Annotated in this window: 19 protein-coding genes; 12 read left to right on the plus strand and 7 right to left on the minus strand. The window is 40.2% G+C overall.

The window, feature by feature from the left end:
• Window positions 1-44: 44 nt before the first annotated feature.
• Window positions 45-668, plus strand: a complete 624-nt coding sequence (locus Sdiek1_RS12605; RefSeq protein WP_087439417.1) for a LysE family transporter — start codon at window positions 45-47, stop codon at window positions 666-668.
• Here Sdiek1_RS12605 and Sdiek1_RS12610 read toward each other — a convergent pair.
• Together Sdiek1_RS12610 and Sdiek1_RS12615 are read right to left on the minus strand one after the other, a co-directional pair.
• Entirely contained in the window at window positions 665-1006 is a 342-nt protein-coding gene (locus Sdiek1_RS12610; RefSeq protein ID WP_087439418.1) for an arsenate reductase family protein, read from the minus strand. The genes Sdiek1_RS12605 and Sdiek1_RS12610 overlap by 4 nt on opposite strands.
• A complete protein-coding gene (locus Sdiek1_RS12615; protein WP_087439419.1) occupies window positions 1003-3105 on the minus strand; it encodes a GGDEF domain-containing protein in 2103 nt (700 codons plus the stop codon). The genes Sdiek1_RS12610 and Sdiek1_RS12615 overlap by 4 nt, the downstream gene beginning before the upstream one ends.
• A gap of 140 nt (window positions 3106-3245) precedes the next feature.
• Here Sdiek1_RS12615 and rarD point away from each other — a divergent pair, with 140 nt between their 5' ends.
• From rarD to Sdiek1_RS12645, 6 genes are all read left to right on the plus strand, one after another.
• Window positions 3246-4142 (plus strand): EamA family transporter RarD, encoded by an 897-nt coding sequence (gene rarD / locus Sdiek1_RS12620; protein ID WP_087439420.1) that lies wholly within the window; start codon window positions 3246-3248, stop codon window positions 4140-4142.
• On the plus strand, window positions 4143-4817 hold the full coding sequence (locus Sdiek1_RS12625) for a response regulator transcription factor (protein ID WP_087439421.1): 675 nt from the start codon (window positions 4143-4145) through the stop codon (window positions 4815-4817).
• The gene (locus Sdiek1_RS12630) at window positions 4804-6198 is read left to right on the plus strand and encodes a sensor histidine kinase (RefSeq protein ID WP_238099008.1); all 1395 of its coding nucleotides are present in this window, start codon (window positions 4804-4806) and stop codon (window positions 6196-6198) included. The genes Sdiek1_RS12625 and Sdiek1_RS12630 overlap by 14 nt, the downstream gene beginning before the upstream one ends.
• Window positions 6199-6264: 66 nt before the next feature.
• Complete coding sequence (locus Sdiek1_RS12635; RefSeq protein WP_087439423.1) at window positions 6265-7821, plus strand: phosphoethanolamine transferase; 1557 nt, start codon at window positions 6265-6267, stop codon at window positions 7819-7821.
• A gap of 45 nt (window positions 7822-7866) precedes the next feature.
• Window positions 7867-8340 (plus strand): DNA-deoxyinosine glycosylase, encoded by a 474-nt coding sequence (locus Sdiek1_RS12640; RefSeq protein WP_087439424.1) that lies wholly within the window; start codon window positions 7867-7869, stop codon window positions 8338-8340.
• A gap of 68 nt (window positions 8341-8408) precedes the next feature.
• Complete coding sequence (locus tag Sdiek1_RS12645; protein ID WP_087439425.1) at window positions 8409-9599, plus strand: EAL domain-containing protein; 1191 nt, start codon at window positions 8409-8411, stop codon at window positions 9597-9599.
• On the opposite strand, the gene Sdiek1_RS12650 is transcribed toward Sdiek1_RS12645, so the two are convergent.
• The 3 genes from Sdiek1_RS12650 to Sdiek1_RS12660 all read right to left on the minus strand — a co-directional run bounded on the left by Sdiek1_RS12650 (window position 9580) and on the right by Sdiek1_RS12660 (window position 11733).
• The gene (locus tag Sdiek1_RS12650; protein ID WP_087439426.1) at window positions 9580-10407 is read right to left on the minus strand and encodes an FAD:protein FMN transferase; all 828 of its coding nucleotides are present in this window, start codon (window positions 10405-10407) and stop codon (window positions 9580-9582) included. The genes Sdiek1_RS12645 and Sdiek1_RS12650 overlap by 20 nt on opposite strands.
• 11 nt (window positions 10408-10418) lie before the next feature.
• Entirely contained in the window at window positions 10419-10880 is a 462-nt protein-coding gene (locus Sdiek1_RS12655) for an EF-hand domain-containing protein (RefSeq protein WP_087439427.1), read from the minus strand.
• 79 nt (window positions 10881-10959) lie between these two features.
• Complete coding sequence (locus tag Sdiek1_RS12660) at window positions 10960-11733, minus strand: undecaprenyl-diphosphate phosphatase (protein WP_087439907.1); 774 nt, start codon at window positions 11731-11733, stop codon at window positions 10960-10962.
• Between the two features lie 96 nt (window positions 11734-11829).
• On the opposite strand from Sdiek1_RS12660, the gene Sdiek1_RS12665 reads away from it, so the two are divergent.
• From Sdiek1_RS12665 to Sdiek1_RS12675, 3 genes are all read left to right on the plus strand, one after another.
• Window positions 11830-12402, plus strand: coding sequence for a flavin reductase family protein (locus Sdiek1_RS12665; RefSeq protein ID WP_087439428.1), 573 nt, complete (start codon window positions 11830-11832; stop codon window positions 12400-12402).
• A gap of 178 nt (window positions 12403-12580) precedes the next feature.
• Window positions 12581-13900 carry a double-cubane-cluster-containing anaerobic reductase gene (locus Sdiek1_RS12670; protein WP_087439429.1) on the plus strand — a complete coding sequence of 440 codons (1320 nt, stop codon included), beginning with the start codon at window positions 12581-12583 and terminating at the stop codon, window positions 13898-13900.
• Window positions 13900-14658, plus strand: a complete 759-nt coding sequence (locus Sdiek1_RS12675; RefSeq protein WP_087439430.1) for an acyl-CoA dehydratase activase — start codon at window positions 13900-13902, stop codon at window positions 14656-14658. The genes Sdiek1_RS12670 and Sdiek1_RS12675 overlap by 1 nt, the downstream gene beginning before the upstream one ends.
• 187 nt (window positions 14659-14845) lie before the next feature.
• On the opposite strand, the gene Sdiek1_RS15460 is transcribed toward Sdiek1_RS12675, so the two are convergent.
• Window positions 14846-15313: a TonB-dependent receptor domain-containing protein gene (locus tag Sdiek1_RS15460; RefSeq protein WP_087439431.1), complete on the minus strand. Its 468-nt coding sequence runs from the start codon at window positions 15311-15313 to the stop codon at window positions 14846-14848.
• A gap of 49 nt (window positions 15314-15362) precedes the next feature.
• Window positions 15363-16913, minus strand: coding sequence for a TonB-dependent receptor (locus Sdiek1_RS15465; protein WP_161492042.1), 1551 nt, complete (start codon window positions 16911-16913; stop codon window positions 15363-15365).
• 273 nt (window positions 16914-17186) lie between these two features.
• Between Sdiek1_RS15465 and aspA (Sdiek1_RS12690) the strand changes: the two genes are divergently transcribed.
• Together aspA (Sdiek1_RS12690) and aspA (Sdiek1_RS12695) are read left to right on the plus strand one after the other, a co-directional pair.
• A complete protein-coding gene (aspA, locus tag Sdiek1_RS12690; RefSeq protein ID WP_087439433.1) occupies window positions 17187-18617 on the plus strand; it encodes an aspartate ammonia-lyase in 1431 nt (476 codons plus the stop codon).
• Window positions 18618-18776: 159 nt separating this feature from the next.
• A complete protein-coding gene (gene aspA, locus Sdiek1_RS12695; RefSeq protein ID WP_087439434.1) occupies window positions 18777-20183 on the plus strand; it encodes an aspartate ammonia-lyase in 1407 nt (468 codons plus the stop codon).
• The last annotated feature ends 78 nt before the right edge of the window (window positions 20184-20261 follow it).

The following is a 20261-nucleotide window of genomic DNA, read 5'->3' on the forward strand; positions in this document are numbered from 1 at the left end:
GGATTACAATACCTTTTCTAAAAAGCTTATGCTAAGGACGTTTTATGCAACTCGATATTTGGCTAACGATGCTCGTTGCCTCTATTCTTATTAGTGTCTCTCCCGGTGCTGGAGCCGTTGTTTCCATGAACTATGGACTCAAATACGGACTGAAACGCTCTTACGCTGCTATTATGGGGCTTCAGGTGGGTCTTTTTGTGCAAACGTTTATTGTCGTCATAGGGTTGGGCTCTCTCATCATGAGTTCACTGCTACTTTTTAATATCATTAAGTGGATTGGTGTCGTCTATTTGATCTTTTTAGGGGTAATGAAGTTCATTGAAAAGCCACACTTGCCAGATGACACCGCTAAAATCAAAGCCTTTTCCGCTTCAAAAGCGTTTATTCAAGCCACTCTGATTAACCTGACCAACATTAAAGCAACGGTCTTTTTGGTAGCGTTCATTCCACAGTTTTTAAACCCAGACAAACCACTTCTTGGACAGTTTGCCATTATCTGTGCAACGCTCATTTGTGTGGACATCATCGTCATGACAGGCTATAGTTCGCTCGCTTCCAAACTTAAAAACGTCATCAAATCCATTCGTGCCATCAAGATTCAAAACCGCCTTACAGGAGCTTTTTTGCTTCTTGCAGCCTTTTTTATCTCAACGGCAAAACGTGCTTAAGCAAATTTATTTGCGTACACTTCTTCATCAAAGCCAACCAAAAGCGCTCCATCTTCACACTCAACGATGGGGCGTTTAAAAAGCAGTTGCTCTCTTAAAAGCCACATTTTTTTCTCTTCCTCACTGATCTCTTTACTCAAGCCCAAAGTTTTAAACTTCGTTCCTTTGGTATTGAAGATCACCGACATGGGTTGCTTACTGAGCCACTCTTTAAGTTTTGCTTCACTGATCTGCGTGCTTTTAAGATCAACAAAAGTATAAGGAACAACCTTCGCTTTAAAAAAAGCAATTGCTTTTTTGACACTACCACAGGTAGTGATGCCATAGACTTTAATCATATATTCTCCTTATAAAATTCTATGCAATTTCGCCCTTTTTGTTTGGCTTGATACATTGCTTTATCCGCTTCACTAAAAATAGTTTCTTGATGCTGTTTTTTATCACTAAACAACGTAATTCCGATACTCGCTGTACATTGATGATGAATGACTGTTTCATCCGCTTCTTCCCGTAATGCAATCACATACGGGGCGCTTACATGTAAAAGAATAGAAGACGCAATTTTTATAGCCTCTTCTTGGGCAATATACTCTTCTAGACTTAAATTTTCTACTGCAATTAAGAATTCATCTCCACCAAAACGAGCAACGACATCCACTTCACGCACACAGGCTTTCAAACGCTTAGCTACGTCAACGAGGAGCACGTCTCCCGCTTTATGCCCAAAAGCATCATTGAGTGGTTTAAAATTATCCAGATCAAGTACCAAAAGAGCCCCATACTGTTTTATTCGCTTTGCGTGTGACAGCATCATCGTAAAGCGTTCATGAAACAATCGTCGATTGGGTAACTGTGTTAAAGAATCATGATAAGCAAGACTACGAATGAGCTCTTCTGTTTTTTTGCGCTCTGTAATGTCCGTAGAGATACCACACAATGCGTAGACACTTCCATCTTCACGTAGCAGTGGAATTTTCGTTGAAAGACAGGTTATTGCCTTTCCTGTATGCTTGCTGGTGATGTGCTCTTCAATCGTCACTTTGCGTCCGTATTCGATGACTTCTTTATCTGCTTTGCGAAGAGCTTGAACCGTTGGCTCATCAAAAAAATCTTCATCTGTCTTTCCAACAACTTCAATTAAATCACAATGCTTTCGGTTAGCATAAATATAACAATACTGTGTATCTTTAATGTAGATAAACGCTTCAAGACTCTCTAAAATCGTATTGAGTTTCGCTTCACTTTGCATCAATCCTAATGTGCGTTCTTGTATTTTTTCTTCTAGCTCTCTATTATTGGAGCGTACATACTCTATCATCGTACTAAACTGTTGAGAAAGGTCTTTAATTTCAGCGCTCCCGACAGGACGAAGATCAATCTCGTAATGACCATGTTCAATGGCTTGCATGTTCGTCTTTAGCTGATTTAAAGGGTTAAGAATCAAAGTGCGTAGCTGGGAGCCAACGGCAATCAATGCAATTAAAAAAAGCGCACTGAGAAAAGGAAAGATGGAAAAATCTTTAACCGCATCAAGCTCTTTTGCATCAATAAGTGTTAAGCTAAACCAATCAATCTCTTGAAGATACGTCAATCCTAAAAGCTTTTTGACACCGTCATACTCTACCCAAATGGTACGTATTTCATCGGGGTGGGTACTTAAATAACGTATCGCTTCATGGATAGCAGCTCTATCTTGTTGACGAACAAACAATGCATCTATCTTTTTATGCGTTCCCTTAGTTGTTGTGTGGCTCATATAATCACTGAGCTTGGTATCTCGCTCCAATTGAATATCCAAATAACGATTGATAAAAAAGTTTTGAATTCCCTCTTGCTCAAGACCAACAGACTCTCGTACAAAACGGGTAAAATCAAGTCCCGTTCCAACGATGCCAACCACTTTATTATTGATTGTCAAATCATGGTTAAGCCAGATATAGGTGTGGTTAAGCACCTCATCCGTATCTACATTAATGCGATACGCTTGATTATCGGCAATAACATTATAAAACCAAGCATCATTGCTTGAAGAAGGTGAGAGTTTGTACTGAAGTTCTTTGCCGGCATAACTATTTTTTGCATCATTAAAATAGTAGTTTTCACTGTTAATAAAAGCAGCAAAATAACTTTTACTTTGAAATTTTTGCCGATACGATTCTAAAATGGCTAAACCATTTTTGCGTTTGCTTTCATTGGTATCATCCAGTGCCATTGCAAGAATAGCGGGTTCATTCGCCATTTCTTGAATAATCTTATGCTCTTGCAATAAAGGAAGAAGGGTGCGATTTTTATCAAAAATAATCTGTTTTTTAATAAACCGCTCAGCCCATTTCTCATTGACCTTATCAAATAATATTTCCGTGTAAAACCAAACGCACAGAGAGAAAAAAAGAAACAGCGCTAGCATAAAAATAAATAGTTTCCCTTTTATACGCATTTGCGCTTCCTTATATTTCTCGTTTTGAACATTATAACAATTATACGTAACAAATAAAAATCAAGAAATGGTTTTAATTTAGACCTATAAGTATCTTTATCCTATAATAATGAATACTCTTCACAGCAAAGTTGGAACATATGAACAATCTCTCGAAAGAGGCACAAGGCTACATTTACGCTCTTTTAGCGTTTGTTTTTTGGGGCTTAATCCCGATCTATTTTAAACTGATCGCTTCTGTGTCCGCCGCAGAAATACTCGCACACCGTATTATTTGGTCTGTGGTACTGCTCTTTGGCATGATTATTGTGAGTCGTCAATTTGGTGCATTTACCCTTCTTGTACGAGATATTCACAAGATCAAATACCTCGTACTCTCTGCCCTTTTAGTTTCACTCAACTGGTTGGTATTCATTTGGGCAGTCAGCCATAATATGATCGCAGAATCCAGTCTTGGCTATTACATCAATCCGCTGGTTAATTTTGCCTTGGGCATTCTCTTTTTTAAAGACCGCCCTACGTTTTGGCAAAAAATTGCTATTGCCCTAGCTTTCAGTGCCATTGCATACCAAGCGATCACCCTTGGATCCATCCCTATTGTTTCATTGGTCTTAGCATTTAGTTTTGGCTTTTACGGATTGATTCGTAAACAGATTAATCTTCCTGCTATGACAGGACTGTATATCGAAACATTGATTTTGCTCCCTTTGGCATTGCTCTATTTTGGGTATTTAGTATCAACCAATCAAAATGCGTTTGTCTTTCCTCCCAATGCGATTTCATGGCTTTTACTCTTAGCTGGTTTTATCACTGTTGTTCCACTTTTGTGGTTTAACGCAGCCGCTACACGCATCTCACTCATTCACTTGGGCTTTTTCCAGTACATTAGCCCTACCGTTTCCTTTTTGTTAGCTATTTTTGTTTATGATGAGATTTTAGTTCCAGAAAAACTCACCAGTTTTGTGCTCATTTGGATTGCACTGGCTATCTTTAGCATAGATGGATACCTAAAAAAGAGACGTACCAAAGAGGTCTAAATGAAAGTTTTGATCGTAGAAGATGATACTAAAATCGCCGCTTTTTTAAAAAAAGGGTTAGAGGAAGAGTATTTTTGTGTTGATATCTGCGATAATGGCGAAGATGCCATCTATTTATCAGGGATGAATGCCTATGATGTCATCATCTTAGATATTATGATCAAAGGGCTACAAGGTGATCAAGTATGTCAAAAATTACGAGAGCAAAAAATTGCCATTCCCATCATTATGCTCAGTGCTAAAAGTACGATCAGTGACAAAGTCAGCCTGCTCAACTTGGGAGCGGATGATTATCTCACCAAACCTTTTAGCTTTGACGAACTACTCGCACGCATTCATGTACAGCTCCGAAAGCATGATCACAAAGAACTGCTTCTTAGCGTAGGCGATCTTCTACTTAACCCTCTTACCAAAACCGTAACACGTGGGGGTGAGGCGATTACTTTGACGGCTAAAGAGTATGTCCTTTTAGAATACCTGATGCGCCATAAAAATGCCATCATTGAAGAACGCCTTTTAGAAGAACAAATTTTTAGCATGGAACAGAGTATCCAAAGTAATATACTTAATGTTTACATGTACCGCTTGCGCACCAAAATTGATAAAAATTTTGAGCTCAAACTTATTAAAACTTATCGCAACCAAGGATACACGATCAGTGATGCAACGCTTTAAAAACCTCAAGTTCAGACTTCTTGCAACGCTTGGTACTGTTTTATTTGCACTTTTTTATGGCTTTGGGTACATTGTTGTGCATTCGCTCGAAAGCTCTTATCAACAAACATCCGAAGCAACGCTTTTTGCAGTGCTTAAAGATATTAAGCATGATTTTAATTTAGATCCCGTCAAAGAGATCATTTTCAATGACAATAAACAAGAATTTAATATGCCCATCTTATACGCACAAGTGATCGCGTATGACAGCTTATCCAATACGCCTACCATCATTCAGCGCTCGAATGACCTTAAAGAAAGAACACTGAAAATAGAACCTAACATTATTCAACAAATATTTGAACGCCCAAATGAAATTGTCTTTTCAACCATGTCCGATTCCATCCTAACACACCAAAAAATCTATATTGGGACACTACTTTTAACGCAAAATGAGGACCAAATACTCTTTTTACAGTGTGCTATGCCCTATGACAAGCATACACCCCAAGTCAAAGAGATGACATCTACCCTGTGGGTGGGACTTTCTTCATTACTGATCATCATTTTAGTCTTGGCCTCTATTTTAATCTCAAAATCACTTCAAAATGTCCAAAAGGTGACCAATACGGCTAAAGAAATCAGTACGCAGGATTTGCATTCTACAATTCCTCAAACCCATATTGCATATGAGATTGATGACCTCATTGCCACATTTAACACCCTTCTCAATGAACTTCAAAATGCATATGCCCAAGTCAAGCAGTTTGGTCAAAATGCTTCCCACGAACTCAAAACCCCGCTCACGATTATTCAAGGGGAAGTTGACATAGGACTTCGTAAAGAACGCACCATTGAAGAGTACCAACGTATTTTGCAAAAAGTTGCTAAAGAGGTCAGTACCCTTCATGCGGTCATTGAAAAAATTCTCTTTTTGTCCAGTACCACTAAAAATGATCTCAAAAACCATTTTAGTGAAGTCTATTTAGACGAGGTTTTACTGGATGCCATCGAAGAAAAACGACCTTTAAGTGAGCAGAAAAATCTAACATTACATGTAAACACATTAGAAGCGGTCAGTGTCTTAGGCAATGCTGCTCTTTTAAAGATTGCCATTGCCAATCTCATCGATAATGCCATCAAATACACAACCACTCCAGCAACCATTGAGATCGCTCTTTTTCCACATGAACTTCAGATTAAAGATGAAGGGTTGGGCATTAAAGAAGAAGAGTTAGCACATATTTTTGAACAGTTTTACCGAGGCAATACCAGTAAGCAAAGTACCCAAGGAAGCGGGCTTGGGCTTGCTATTGTCAAAAATATTCTTGATCTGCATGATTTTGGTATTACCGTTCACAGCCAAGAAGGCGTTGGCACACAGATATTGATTACATTCTAATTCATCTTACATTCATCTATTTATACTAAAATGCATCCATCAACTTCAGCAGTAAGGATAATACGTATGCCTTTTAAATTTTTTGCATCGCACAGTCAACGAACCATTTTACTGCTCTCTTTGGGCATGGTTTCGCTCTACAACATTACTTTCTTTTCAAAAATTTTTACGTTTGCGATGGAGGAAAAAAACTATTTTATTGCCCTCAGTGCACCTTTCATTCTGATGCTTATGTTCATTTGTATCCTCAACTTTCTTCTACTGCTGACACACAAAAAAGCTTTTAGAATGGTCGTTTCCATCTTGATTGTTACAGGCGCGATGTCCAGTTATTTTATCGATACATTTGGAACGGTTATCGATAAAAATATGTTCATTAATGTCATGCAAACCGACAGTGCTGAAGTGCTTGATCTTTTTACGCCTAAACTTATCATCTATTTAACTTGCGCTAGTGCTCTCTCGTTTTGGGTACTGTTTAAAGCACCCATCTCATTTTCAAGTTACGCGAAAGAGTTTGCACAAAAAGCCCTTGTAGGGGTTCTTTCACTGCTGATGGTTGCAGGGCTTTATATGATGGTGAGTAAGTCATACAGCTCTTTTTTTCGAAATCACCATGAACTCAAAATGTACCTCAATCCCGCTTACCCTATCGCCTCTTTTTCAAAATTTGTCTATGCCAAATTCAAACCAAAACCTGAATTTAAAGCGATTGCTACCGATGCAACACGCCAAAATAAAGAGAAGAAAAAACTGGTTGTCTTTGTTTTAGGCGAAACGGCGCGTGCTCAAAACTTTTCACTGAGTGGTTATGATGTTCCAACTAACCCACTTTTATCAAAACGAGATGACATTGTCTACTTACCAAACTTCGCCTCATGTGGTACAGCAACTGCTATTTCAGTGCCGTGTCTGTTTTCAAAATTTGGAAGAAATGATTGGGGTGATGACAAAGAATACTTCGAAAATGCTGTCGATGTACTGGCAAAAACAGGTGTTCGTATCATTTGGAGAGACAATAACTCTGGTGGCGACAAAGAGATCGCGAAACGCATGAGCGATGTTGTTCAGTACGGTGGTCAAGGTTTTGATGAAGTATTGCTCAAAGATTTTCAAGCCAATATCGATGCACGCTATGAAGACACGTTTATCGTACTTCATCAAGAAGGAAGTCATGGACCAACCTACTTTAAACGCTACCCAGACTCTTTTAAAAAATTTACACCAACCTGTGACACGCAAGAACTCGATAAATGTAGCCATGACCAAATCGTCAACACCTATAACAATACCATTCTCTATACCGATTACATTGTCAATGAAACCATTAACCTGCTCAAAGCCAATCAAGACAAGTACGACATTACACTGATCTATTTTTCAGACCATGGCGAGTCACTCGGTGAAAATGGTGTTTACTTGCACGGGCTTCCTTATATGATAGCACCCGAAGCGCAAAAACACGTGCCTGCCCTTTTCTATTTCGGCGATAAAACAAAGCGTGAATCTTTACATGTAAAAGCCAATGAACGCTTTTCACAAGATAATTTCTTTCACACGCTCTTAGGTCTTTTTGAGATCAAAACAAGCGAGTACAAGCCAAACCTAGACATCTTGCACTAGGTTTGTGCTATACTTTTTGATCTTTACATGTAAAGTAAAAAACGGATGAAACACTCTTTTGAACCTGTTTACGATACCAACTCAAAAGTGCTTATTTTAGGCACTTTTCCCTCTGTTAAGTCACGTGAACAAAACTTTTATTATGGACATCCACAAAACCGTTTTTGGAAAGTGATTGCCGCATTAACCCACACACCACTGCCAATCAGTATTGAAGAAAAAAAAGCAATGCTGTTAAATCATGGCATTGCACTTTGGGATGTGATTGAAAGTTGTGATATCACTGGCTCAAGTGATAGTAGTATTAAAAATGTGGTGCCAATGGATTTTTCAAATATACTCCACCACACATCTATAACCCACATTTATGCCAATGGAGCTACTGCGTTTAAACTCTTCCAAAAATACTGTGAAACCGCCACAGGCATCAACATCATTAAACTTCCATCCACCAGCCCTGCCAATGCTGCCTTTTCATTTGAAAAACTCTTACACGAATGGAGCATTCTCAAAATATAAATAGTATCTTTGATTTTTTTAATCAGCCCCATGTTATAATAAAATACACATTATTGAAGGAATTATGCGTGGTTTATAAGCTTATACAAGACAACCGTATTCATATCCATTTTCAACCGATTGTCTCTATCCGCAGTGCCAAAGTCATTGGGTATGAAGCACTGATGCGCGCCTTTGATGAAAATAATGAGCCCCTTTCTCCTATCTTTGTTTTTGACCAAGCCAAAAGCGAAAACCTCACGTTCGAACTTGATAAGTACGCCCGTATTAAAGCATTGGAGCGTTTTAAATCGATTTTAGAAGTCAATAACGAAGTGCTATTATTTCTTAACTTTGAATCTCACCTGCTTGATAGCAATATTAGCTTTGCCGACTTCGCTTTTTACACCCTTGCCAATGATCTTGGCATTCCTCCTTCGCGTATTGTAATTGAGATCAAAGAGTACCAAATCAAAGACAGCGAACGTCTCAAACAGTTCTGTGATTTTTATAAAGACCATGGCTTTCTGATCGCCCTTGATGATTTTGGCGCAGGCAATGCCAACTTTGACCGTATTTCTACGGTTCGCCCCCATATTGTCAAAGTCGATCGCTCCATCGTTTATAATGTACATAACAATTTCATTCATAAAGAGATTTTAAAATCCATCGCCAATATGTGCTTTAACATCGGCGCACTTGTCTTAGCCGAAGGCGTTGAGGAAGAAGAGGAGATACTACGCTCTTTAAAACTTGATATTGACCTCTTTCAAGGCTTTTGGTTTGCCAGACCAAGTGCCTCAATGTGTGACAAAGCCCTTTTAGATGAGAAGATTACCTACATTGGAGCGAAGCATACTCAAAATGTTAAAGCCTCCATGCAACACAAAGAATTTTTAATCGAAAGTGCTAAAGCCTATACGCATACGATTATTGAATCGATTAAAACAACCCATAAAACAGATCTTTTTGATTTTCTGGAAGAATTTGACATCATTGAAGCCATTTATTGCATTAATGCTAACACGGGTATACAAGAGGGCAATACCTTTTTTATCAGTACCGATACCAACGAGTTTTTCCAACCCGCACGAGACGGCGACAATCATGCGCTCAAAGAGTATTTTTACATTACCAAAGAATCAAAACGAGGCAATTATCTCAGTCAAAAGTATATTTCCCGTGCATCGGGACGTATGTGTCGAACTTTTGCCCAAAAATTTGTCTTAGATAACCATGAGCACATTCTCTGTTTGGATCTTAAAGTACAAACGCTTTAGTGATATGTTTGGGTAAAAGTAACGCAGGGTTCACTAAAAGTGCCGTACACCAAATGCCCGCATCCACCGTTGTCGGAGCGATGATACTCATTTGAGCATACCTCTGCTCGCTATGCGGTGAGATAATATGTGAAAAGCGGTGTTGCTCAATGGAAGTGTAACGTTTAGAATGTCCCGACGTGCACAGCGATGCATCTCTTAACATTACCGTTGAGACATTCACATCAGGGTTTTTGGGGTCTTGAATACCAACACACCAAGGCTCATCATGGCACATTCCATACGCTGCAATATCCCCTCCAAAATTCACCAAGGCTGAGCTAATCCCCATCGTTTGAAGTCGCATGATGGTCTGATCTACCGCATACTCTTTGACAACACCGCCCAAATCAATCTGCGTATAAGGATTTGAAAAATGGAGTCTCTCACCTTCAAGACTTAATGCTGTAAAGCTAGCAAAGGGTGTTAATTTAGTACAGATCGCTTGGTATTCGTGCAATGAAATTGCTTTTTGCGCTTGTTTGAGTGTTCCAGCAAGAGCAATATCAAAAGCACCTTGCGTTACACGAGCATAAAATAACGCCAACGCTAAAAGGGCAGAAAGCTCTTTACTAAGAGTGAGCGTATCGCTTTGGCGGTGGTTGATGGCATAAATTTCGGAGGTAGATTCAAAAAAACTGTACTGTTTTTGCAGGTATTTGACATCTGTCACCAAAGAAGCAAGAATGTGATCACCCTCTTCTTTGGTGGCTACATCGAACTGAAGTTCACACGGTGTTGTAAAAGCTGAAAAATGGGCAATATACACCGTGCTTAGTTTTAAGCGATAAGACTTGCGTTACTACTTGTGGTTGTATCGGTACTGCCGTATGCTGCCAAAATCTTTTGTAATAAACTTGATTGCAAATCTTCAATTGATTTTTTAGTGGATGTTTGTGTTGCAGAAGCATCATCCGATGACTGAGCTTGTTTTAAAGCACTTAAAAGCTCATCTGAACTGATCGTTCCATCTTTATTGGTATCAAGGGCACTAAAGATTTTATCGGCACTACTTGAACTGCTAGAGTTACTTGAATTACCCGATAATGAATCAATAGCTTGTTGAAATTCGGACTTATCAATGCTGTTGTTATTGTTGGTATCCATTGACGTCATCAGTGATGATGCCATTTGGCTCATCACATTACCAAAATCCTGTGATGATGAAGACATGCTACTTGCACTGCTTTGACTATGGACATTACTGCTATAAGACGATGTAAGACTATTGCCAATTGTCATATTAAACTCCTCTTTACTGCCATTAAAACTTTTATATTATTTTACAGCAACAATAGTAACTGAAAAGTAACAAACACTTTTATTGCGCATAATACGCTAAAAGAGCCACTCCAAAAATGATGCGGTAGATGCCAAAACTCACGAACGTAAACTTCTGCAAAAATTGTAAAAAGAGCTTAATCGTCCCATACGCCACGATAAAAGAGACGACAAAACCAATGGCTAAAACCGTAAAATTAGTGTCTGTAAAGAGTTCATGGCGGTGTTTAACGATGTCATATCCCGTCGTCGCACACATGACAGGAAACGCAAGTAAAAACGAAAACTCTGCGCTGGCTTTACGCGTCAAGCCTACAAGCATCGCTCCAATGATGGTAGAACCTGCGCGACTGGTACCTGGAATGAGCGCAAAAATTTGAGCAATACCGATCCAAAAAGCTTGTTTATAACTCACCTTTTCCACATCGTCGATAAAATGCTCTTTAGGCTTATAATACTTCTCCACCATCAAGAAAATAACACCCCCAATGATAAACATGATGGCGACAATTTCGATGCTAAAGAGTTCTTTGACTTGCTTCGCAAAAATAAATCCTACAAGACCAAGGGGGAAAAAGGCTACGGCCAGTTTCATCCAAAGGTCTATTTTTTTAGGGGAAAACTTCTCTTTATAGTTTAAAACCACGGCTAAAATCGCCGCAAACTGAATGATAATTTCATACGCTTTGATGAAATTGTCTTGTTTAACACCCAGCCAATCGCCAACAATAATCATATGCCCCGTTGAAGAAACAGGCAAAAACTCAGTGAAACCCTCTACGATTCCCATAATAATTGATTGCAAAATATCCACGAAAAATCCTACATGTAAAATAAAAAAGGATTGTAACATAAGCAATGTTATAATCCTTTTTGATCCGTAAAACTTTTTACATGTAAAGGAAACCCGATGCTTTTAGACTTCTCAAAACTGGATGCAACGAGCATTTACAAACTCATCTCCAACACCGTTACGCCACGTCCTATTGCATGGATCAGCACCGAACATAACGGCATCACCAACCTTGCTCCTTTTAGCTATTTTATACCGCTCTCCTCTGAGCCTCCGATGCTCATCGTCTCTATTGGAAAAAAAGAAGATGGTAGCCCCAAAGACACGCTGGCTAACGTTTTGAATGGCTCAAAAGCCACGATTAATTTTGTCTCCAAAGAGCTCAAAGATGTGATGAGCCAAAGTGCCGCCAGCCTTCCTTACGAGCAAAGTGAATTTGAAACATTTGAGATAAAAAGTGAAATACCGCTTAACAACTACCCCAAAATGGTCAAAGGTACCAAGGCCGCATTTTTCTGTCGTTTTGTCAAAACGATATCCATTGAAGGAAGCGAAACGACACCTTGTTTGCTACTAGTGGAGCATGCTTATTATGCCGATGAAATCATCGATGAAGCGTTACATGTAAAACTGGACAACGTGGGACGCGTGGGTTCAAAATTTTTAGTGGATGGCTCGCTCGTATTATAAACTTAAATAAAAATAATTTTTAAAGGTTAAACTTTTTTTTAATGTCGAGTCGATTACAATACATTCATAATTGCTGTTAGTCTAAGGATTAGACATACATGAAGTAGCACCTCTTTTTTCCTGCTTACCGCTTTACATGTAAACCTCACAGCACACATTTTTCACACAAGGAAAGATCATGGGTGTTGAACTCCACAAAGATTTATTAAGCAGTATTGGTGTTGACGTTGAGCGTCATGCAAAGATGATGGGTATGGGACTTGCAGGCTATCAAGCGGGTTTCATGAGCCAACCCAATCGCCCCAAAGCGATGGCCTATTTTGACTGGTTTATGAGCGAAATCCAAGCAGAACGCATTGCTGAGATTAATGCGCTCAAAGCGCAAAAAAAACCTGCGGTGGGAACGTTTTGTATCTTCGTTCCTGAAGAGATTGTTGTAGGTGCTGGCGGAGCGTGTTTTGGGCTGTGTGGCGGAGCCAATCCTCCCATCGCTGATGCCGAAACCGAACTGCCTCGTAACATCTGCCCTCTCATCAAATCAGCCTACGGCTTTAAACTCCAACACACCTGTGCGTATACCCAATCAGCCGATTTTATCTACGGTGAAACCACCTGTGAAGCGAAGAAAAAGACATGGGAACTTTTGGGAAAACATCACCCTGTGCATGTCATGAACATTCCACACATGAAACGCGAGAAAGATCTTAAAATGTGGCAAGAAGAGATCAAAGAGTTTAAAGAGCACATCGAAGAGGTGACGGAGAAAAAACTTAGCCTTCAAGAGATGTTAAACGGTGTCAAACTTATCAACGCAAAACGTGACGCGATGAAACGCCTTGACACGCTTCGCGGTATGCATCCAGACATCATGCCTATCAGCGGTAAAGACGCACTTTTCATCAGCCAAATGAGCTTCTTAGATGACCCGAAACGCTTTACACAGAAAGTGAATGAACTCTGTGATGAACTTGATGAGCGCATCAAAGAAAAAGTGAGCGTTTTCCCTGAAAACACCCCTCGCATCATGGTTTTGGGTACGCCTATCGCGCCACCAAACTGGAAACTTCACACGGCGGTTGAAGGCTCAGGTGCATGCATCATCAATGAAGAAGGCTGCATCGGTCATCGTTACTTTAAAGACAATGTGGACATTGAAGGAGTACAAAGCGAAGACGAACTCTATGCCCGTTTGATGCAACGCTATTCTAAAATCGACTGTGCGTGTTTCACTCCAAACACAGGCAGAACCGATAAAATCGTTCAAATGTACAAAGACCGCAAAGCCGATGGTGTCATCTACTACACCCTCTCATTTTGCCATACGTACAATGTTGAGTCCCACCTTGTGACTGAAGCACTCGCCAAAGAAGGTATCCCGTGCCTCGTCATCGAGTCTGATTATTCACCTGAAGATGCAGGGCAGATCAAAACCCGCGTTGAAGCCTTTTTGGAGAGCATCACGTTTAAACAAAAAGCCGAAGCGTTCGCAAACAAATAATGTTTTGGGGCGTAGATATAGGCTCAACCTATACAAAAATTATCGGAATCGGAAGAGAGAAGGAGATCACCCATCATGTGGTGATCCCGACCATTTTTAACCAAGACGTCATCGTAGGTGAGTATTTGGCTGACAAAGAGGTCAAAATGCTCGTCGCCACGGGTTATGGGCGGCATATGCTAGGAGACTCACATGGCGCTCCCGTCATCTCCGAGATCAAAGCCCACGCCAAAGGGGCGTACTTCTTTCACAATGAAGTCAAGACCGTCATCGACCTTGGCGGACAAGACAGCAAAGTCATCAAAATGGGTGACAATGGTGGATTTACTGACTTTCGCATGAACGATAAGTGTGCGGCAGGTACAGGAAAATTTCTCGAAATTGCTGCGAATCGTTTAGGGCTTGATATGCAAACCTTCGCCAACGCAGGGTTTGAGCACGACAAAGAGCTGACTATATCAAGTATGTGCGCCGTTTTTGCCGAGTCGGAGGTCATCTCACTCATCGCTAAAAAAGAGAGTTTAGCCAACATCTGCTACGGCGTCCACGAATCCATCGCCTCACGTTTGGCTTCGATGGCTAAAAAATTTGTCGTCAAAGAAAATGACTGCATCGTCTTTACTGGTGGTGGAGCACTCAACCCTTTTTTACATCACATGTTAGAACTTAAACTTGAACGCAAAATTCTCGTGCCTGAACATCCGCAACTCATCGGTGCTGTGGGTGCGGCACTTTCGGGGTTTGAAGTGGTGAATTAGTTTTTTACATGTAATCCAAAAGTGAATCACTTTTTTTTGACACATACTTCGAAAACTTAAATAACGTATCATCGTCGTAAATGAGGTAAATTTGTGAAGTATCCTCTAGTACAGCGCAGTTTATTGATGTTCGATAGCTTTACATGTAAAGCTATCGAAGTGTTAAATCATTTCATTGTTACTTAACTTAAAACTTGACTTCTATCGAAGCGGTAACATTTCGGCCATCCCCTAAAAACAGTGTTGTCGTACCTGCTGCTGCGTCACCATCTAAACCTGCGACATTACCAGCGTAAACACCTGCCCAATATTTTTCATTGGTAATATTATTGACAGAAAGCCTTAAAATGGTTTTGTCCCCAAATAATTGCTTCGTAATATACCTCGCGCCTAGATCTGTTGTAAAGTATGAATCTGCCCATTGTGTATTGGCAGGGTCAATCGCTCTTTTACCCGTATAGTGAAAATTACTACTCAATACTAACTCTTTAAAACTTGGCACAGTATATTCTGCCAAAAGATTTGCTTGCCATTCTGGCATACCAATGGCTTGTTTATTATCAACATTGGCTATTTTCGCCCCCGTTATGTCGGTATCCGTATAGGTAACGCCACCAAATAATGCGACGGATTCAGCAACTTTTCCAGAAGCCATAAACTCAACACCTTGGTTGGTTTGGTCGCCTTGTATTTCATAAATACCATCATACCCTAGATAAGCCGTTGGACGTTTGATTTGAAAAAAGAGCCGCGGAGAGATCAACACGGTCTAAAGAGAGTTTAGAACCTATCTCATACTGTTTGCTACGGTACGGATCAAGAATAAACGTTTTATTTAAATACGTCACGGGATCAAACTGTTGTAAGCTGTCGGCATACGTAACATAAAAACTAAGATTTTTCAATGGTTTGTAGATCAAACTTGCCGCATAACTGTAGCCATCATTATCGATTTCACTGGTTGTAGCGCCTGTGGTAGCATACGCATCTTTATCAATCCAGCTTTTACTTGTGGAAAGAACCGTCTGCCACTGATCGTTAAGCTTAATCGTATCCGCTAATGTCAAACTTTCTACATCGGTTGTTGAAGAGACATAGCGTCTAGAGCCATCTGCACCATAAATATCCCAACGATAACCGTTACCACCTAGGGCAAGGTCATGTTCTAAACCCAAAAAGTTTTGCTCCGTTGTCACATATCCCATCCAACTATCAAGATCAAATCGTGCTGCCATAGGCGATACCTTAACTACGGCTGGCGTGTAAGTACCTGCATTAGAATTAAACGTACTTGAACTAATGTACATATCCCTATCTGCTCTTTGGTTCAGATAACCTGCCTCCGCATGCCAATTATCGGCTATCTCGTATTTGAGCTTGGTGCTGTAGGTCGTCGTCGTTATCTCTCGACCTCCATTGTTTGGTCCATACTTTTTATCGGTAGCATCAAAGGCATCTGGAAGCGTGTATTTTGCTACGCCAAGAGCGGTATAAGGCATGAGATATGAGCCTGAATAGCCCTCTTTAATATAGTTGTAATAACTAAAGTTTGTCTCTAATGTCAAACGATCTGTTAGATGAAAGTCCAGTCCTAAAGAGACAAGCTTTCTTCGTAAAGCACTATTGTCGACATAACCTTCACCGTCCCCCCCAATAACAACGGCTCGGTAGCCAATGGCATCATTTGCCATGCCACCTACATCTGCCATCGCTTCGCCGTATCCTTTATAACCATAGGTCATTTTTACAGTATTTTCATAATCCGCTGTAGGACGTTTACGTGTAAAACTATAAATTCCAGAGGGGGCTGTTGGACCGTAAAGAGCACCCGCAAGCCCGTTGATAATTTGTACATCATCAAACATTTCCATAGCCGTAGCGGTAGTAGAAACGATATGCAACCCATCCCAAAAGCTATTTGCAACAACTTCTCCTCGCATTCCTCTGGTTTGGGGACGACCTAAATCTGCTCCGCCACGGTACTCTATTTGTGCAGAAGGAATGTACTTCACCACATCTTCCAAGCCCATGGCTTGACCATTTTCACTCAATTCTTTAGGAATCGTATTGATTTGATACGGTGTATCAATCGCTTTTTTCTTGCCCAATGGTCCAACAGTGACGTTTTTATCTAAGAAACCATCCGAAATACCATCGTTGTTTACCATACTGGCTTGTATTGCCGTCGTTTCGACTGCATCTAGCTTATACACATCCGCATGCAAAGCCAATGGGAATACCACTATGGCTGCCATGACGCTTAAATTTAGCCTTTTATTGCTCATAAATTCATCCATCCTTTTCGTTATTCTTCAAAATATATAACGCATATTTAACTCTAAAATCACTTAAATATGCGTTAAATGCATATTAATTGTTTATAAAAATATCACAAAAATGAATAAAAATTTAATCACTTGCTTTAAAAGAGATGAACGAAATAATTAACCTTTACATGTAAAGATATTGCAACCAGCGAATGCTATAATGAGTCTATAAAATGAGACTTAAACTCAAGGAGCCAATGCGTGCGTACTCGAATCGAACATGATCTTATCGGCAATAAAGAGATTTCCAACGAATGTTACTATGGTGTTCAAACAGCGCGAGCTATGGAGAACTTTCACATCACAGGGGTCACACTAGGGAGTTTCCCTACCTTTCTTGAATCCATTGCCAAAGTCAAAAAAGCGGCGGCTTTAGCCAATTATGAGTTAAACCTTCTGAGTGAAGCTAAAAAAAATGCAATTGTTGAGGCGTGCGATGCCATCATCGCAGGTAAATTCCACGACCAATTTGTGGTCGATATGATCCAAGGAGGCGCTGGAACTTCGACCAATATGAATGCCAATGAAGTTATCGCCAACATTGGTTTGGAGATTCTAGGGCACCAAAAAGGTGAATACAAATATCTGCATCCTAACAACGATGTTAACCTCTCACAATCGACCAATGATGCTTACCCCACAGCACTTCGTGTCGCACTCTATGAAAAATTAGGAGAGCTAACGGAGTCCATGGGCATCATCAAAAACTCGTTTGCTAAAAAAGCGAGTGAGTTCAAAGATGTCATCAAGATGGGTCGAACCCAGCTCCAAGATGCCGTACCAATGACGCTGGAGCAAGAGTTTAGAACCTACGCTGTCATGATCGGTGAAGACATGCAAAGGGTGCATGAAGCACGGCAGTTGGTACGTGAGATCAACATGGGCGCAACGGCGATTGGAACAGGCATTAATGCGCATCCTGATTATGCCAAGACAGTTGAAGCCAAACTCCAAGAGGTGACGGGACGACCGTTTGTCACAGCAGGCGATCTTATCGAAGCGACGCAAGATACAGGTGCTTACGTGCAAATCTCAGGCGTTTTAAAACGAGTAGCAACCAAAATGTCCAAAATCTGCAATGATCTCAGACTTCTAAGCTCGGGACCAAGAACAGGTTTTGGCGAGATCAATCTACCTGCGATGCAACCAGGAAGCTCCATTATGCCCGGTAAAGTCAATCCTGTCATCCCAGAAGTCGTCAACCAAGTCTGTTTTCAAGTCATCGGTACGGACATTGCCGTGACGATGGCGTGTGAAGCAGGACAACTGCAACTCAATGTCTTTGAGCCACTGATTGCTTACAACCTCTTCAACTCGGTCAATATGATGAAAAATGCCTTTGAAGCACTTGCATACACGTGTGTGGATGGCATTACCGCAAACAAGGAGCGCTGCAAAGCGTTGGTGCTTAATAGCATCGGTTTGGTCACTGCACTCAATCCCTATTTAGGCTACGAAAACTCCACCATCGTTGCCAAAGAGGCGTTAGAGACAGGCGGTTCTGTCTATGACATCGTTTTAGAAAAAGGTCTACTAGACAAAGAACAACTCGATGAAATTATCAAACCAGAAAATATGATCCAACCCCACAATTTCGGGCTTTCCGAAAAAAGTAAATTTAATAAAATTTAAGTTTGAGGGCACTTTGCCCTCTTTACATGTAACCTTTTTATACACTTAATCTTTATATATTTCAATTAGTATTATTCTTTCAATTTTTTTTCAAAAAGTCATTTTCAAGTCTCTTTAGAGGTTTAAACTTCCACTACCTTTAAATCTTAAGGAGACAAAATGTCAACTAGAATCGAACACGATCTAATCGGTGATAAAGAAATATCAAATGAGTGTTATTATGGCGTTCAAACTGCACGTGCAGCTGAGAACTTTCACATTACAGGAATTACACTTGAAAAATTCCCAACCTTTATTACATGCCTAGCAAAAGTTAAAAAAGCAGCAGCTCTTGCAAACCATGAGCTTGGACTTCTTGCGGAAAACAAAAAGAATGTCATTTGTGAAGCATGTGATGAGATTATTGGTGGTCAATACCATAACCAATTTGTTGTCGACATGTTCCAAGGTGGAGCAGGTACATCAACAAATATGAATGCAAACGAAGTTATTGCAAATATTGGACTTGAAAAACTAGGTCACAAAAAAGGTGAATACAAATACCTTCATCCAAATAATGATGTTAACTTGTCTCAATCTACAAATGATGCCTACCCAACGGCACTTCGTGTTGCTCTTTTTGAAAAACTCGGTGAACTTACCGTTTCTATGAGCATCATCAAAAATTCATTTGCAAAAAAAGCACTTGAGTTTAAAGATGTCATTAAAATGGGTCGTACTCAACTTCAAGATGCTGTACCTATGACCTTAGAGCAAGAGTTTCGAACCTATGCCGTTATGATCGGTGAAGATATTCAACGTGTGATTGAAGCACAACAGTTAGTACGTGAGATGAACCTTGGTGCAACAGCGATTGGTACAGGTATCAACGCACATCCTAACTATTCAAAAATAGTCGAAGCCAAACTTCAAGAAGTAACAGGGCGTCCTTTTGTAACTGCGGGTGATCTTGTTGAAGCAACCCAAGATACAGGCGCTTATGTACAAATCTCTGGTGTTCTTAAACGTGTAGCCACCAAAATGTCAAAAATTTGTAATGACCTTCGTTTACTAAGCTCTGGTCCTAGAACTGGATTTGGCGAAATCAACCTCCCAGCAATGCAACCAGGTAGTTCTATCATGCCAGGTAAAGTCAATCCTGTTATCCCTGAAGTTGTAAACCAAGTCTGTTTCCAAGTCATTGGTACCGATGTTTCTGTTACGATGGCATGTGAAGCGGGACAACTCCAACTAAACGTTTTTGAGCCTGTTATTGCATACAACCTTTTCACTTCTGTCAACATGATGAAAAACGCATTTGAGACACTGGCTTATACATGTGTTGATGGCATTACAGCAAATCCTGAGAGATGTAAAGAACTTGTACTTAAAAGTATTGGACTTGTTACAGCACTTAATCCATTTATCGGTTATGAAAACTCAACCTCTGTCGCTAAAGAAGCGTTAGAAACAGGTGGTTCAGTCTATGACATCGTTCTAGCACGTGGTCTTTTAGCCAAAGCAGAACTGGATGACATCATCAAACCAGAGAACATGATTAAACCTCGTAATTACGATAAAAAATAAAAGCACCTACGGTGCGCGGGCTTTTCGCCGAGAAAAACCCAGTGTTAACGTAGTTTTTAGAGCTTTGCTTTGAAAACG

The sequence above is a fragment of the Sulfurospirillum diekertiae genome (assembly GCF_002162315.1).
Classification (GTDB): domain Bacteria; phylum Campylobacterota; class Campylobacteria; order Campylobacterales; family Sulfurospirillaceae; genus Sulfurospirillum.